This window comes from Megasphaera sp. NM10, assembly GCF_000417505.1.
Classification (GTDB): domain Bacteria; phylum Bacillota; class Negativicutes; order Veillonellales; family Megasphaeraceae; genus Megasphaera; species Megasphaera intestinihominis.
Window position 1 is genome coordinate 1 of the sequence record NZ_APHY01000114.1, and the last position, 2,248, is coordinate 2,248.

Below are 2,248 nucleotides of genomic sequence, written 5' to 3' on the forward strand. Positions count from 1 at the left end.
TCGATGGATGTATCATGGGATTTTATTTTTGACATGTTTTTGCTTCTTTTTTTCTTTTGAAATTTTGTCCATCAGCGAAACTCCTTTAACAGAAATTTGTTCAATTGTTACGAATTATATTTACTAGATGCATTTTTTTTGATATAATCAATATTTAAGTATGGTGGAAAGGAGGGTATTGCAATGACCAGATATCTGGACCTTTTTGCGGGTGCAGGCGGATTGTCTGAAGGTTTTAAAATGGCGGGATTTGATCCGGTTGCCCATGTGGAAATGGACCGGGCAGCTTGCAATACTCTAAGGACCAGAGTTGCATATTACTGGTTGAAAGAACACAATATGCTATCTGTGTATAATTCTTACCTGAAAGGAGAAATTACCCGCAAAAGCTTTTATGAGCAGATTCCTGATGAGGAATTGGATTCTGTTTTGCAATACACCATTTCCCAGAAAAACATCCAGAAAATTTTTGCTGTTGTCCATAATCGACTGCAGGGAGAAAAACTCGATTTGATAATTGGCGGGCCACCCTGCCAAGCATATTCTATTGCAGGCAGGTCCAGAAGCCATGATCACATGGTGGGTGATGCAAGAAACTATCTTTACAAGCTTTATGCAGAATTTTTGAGAGAGTTTCAGCCTCAGTATTTCGTATTTGAAAATGTTATGGGATTGCTGTCAGCTAAGGAAAAAAGTGGAGAACGCCATTTTGACAAGATGCGCAGACTATTTAAGAAATATGGCTATACAACTGAGTACAGAATACTGAACGCTCATGATTATGGCGTATTGCAAAACAGAAAAAGAATCATTTTGATTGGAAAGTTAAATGGTGAAACTGGATTTTATCCCCTGATACCCAAAACGGATACAAGTGAGTACAAGGTGCATGACATTCTGGATGATTTGCCGTTTATTCATTCTGGTGAAGGTATTCCAGAACCAGTGCCAACCAAAAATCACGCCAGTTCCTATCTTTTTAAAGTAAAAATAAAGGAATACCAGATGGAGCCGGTTACACAGCATTATTCCCGCCCCAATAATGAGCAGGATTTGAAGATTTACCGCATTGCTGTCCAGAAATGGAATGAATCTCATGAGCGGCTCAGTTATGATGAATTGCCGGATGATTTGCGATCCCATAAAAATATTACTGCATTTTTGGATAGATTTAAAGTTGTTGCCGGAGATTTGCCTTTTGCGCATACGGTGGTGGCCCATCTTTCGAAGGACGGGCATTACTATATTCATCCTGACATCCGACAAAACCGTTCACTGACACCGCGAGAGGCAGCAAGAATTCAGACTTTTCCCGACAATTACTATTTTGAAGGAAGCAGTGAAAGAGGTTCTCGAACACAGGCATATAAACAGATTGGTAATGCTGTGCCCGTCTATTTGGCCTACAGCATTGCACAAGCCATGGATTCTTGTTTTAAAAATCCGACAGGATATCAGAAAGATATGGCTGGCTGTCTGCCTGGAAAATAATCTTTTTTCAAGTTCATAATGGCATTTGTTATAAAGGTTCGACTTTTCATAAGTCGAATCTTTTCTGTTTTTGATTATTATTGAAAAGCTGTTATAATGGAGAAAAACATTCATTCTGGACTTGGAGTGTAAGCGGAAAATAAATCGGTGGATTTAATCTCCTGGCTGTTTATGAGACAATAGGCTCATCAAACAGGATAAATTAGACAAATTAGAATTTCTCCCATTTTGTCTAAAAACTCTAATTTATCCTATTCAGTAAGGAGGATGCTTTTGGATACTCAAAAAATTACACACGAAATGAGAATGAAACACTGGATGCAGCTCATTGCGCAGCACCAGCAGAGTGGCTTTTAGGACGGGGAAACTCAGCGTCAAAATGAGCAAGTGATGACCATTTGCATAGTACTTGTCCATATGGCAGGCTATATGTTAATCTTCTTTTTACTTGGATAAGCCTTCTCGCTGTGAGAAGAATGACCTTACCTAAAATATATGTGGCAATAGCTAAAGTATTTCCTGTGTGAGTAGGAGAATTCTGTGATTCTTTTTTCATTATCTTTGGGTGTGTCAAGAGTTTTGTGTAAATCGATTCAATAAGCAACATCGTATTGCTGCATAAGCTGAGACATCCTGTCGTCCATGAGCAGCTGGTTCCGGACCATCGCCCAGTTTGCGACGTGACGACCCTTCCATTTTTTATAGAGCTCTTTGGATGCKKAGGTAGAAAATCTTGAAGACTGCATCCTCGTTCTGA

Annotated in this window: 2 protein-coding genes; one reads left to right on the top strand and one right to left on the bottom strand. The window is 39.3% G+C overall.

Going from position 1 to position 2,248, the window contains the following annotated elements; genetic code table 11:
- Window positions 1-183 precede the first annotated feature (183 nt).
- On the top strand, window positions 184-1,491 hold the full coding sequence (locus NM10_RS12475; protein WP_020311894.1) for a DNA cytosine methyltransferase: 1,308 nt from the start codon (window positions 184-186) through the stop codon (window positions 1,489-1,491).
- 325 nt (window positions 1,492-1,816) lie between these two features.
- Here NM10_RS12475 and NM10_RS13890 read toward each other — a convergent pair whose 3' ends face one another.
- Window positions 1,817-2,098, bottom strand: coding sequence for a hypothetical protein (locus tag NM10_RS13890; RefSeq protein ID WP_147675893.1), 282 nt, complete (start codon window positions 2,096-2,098; stop codon window positions 1,817-1,819).
- Between the last annotated feature and the right edge of the window lie 150 nt (window positions 2,099-2,248).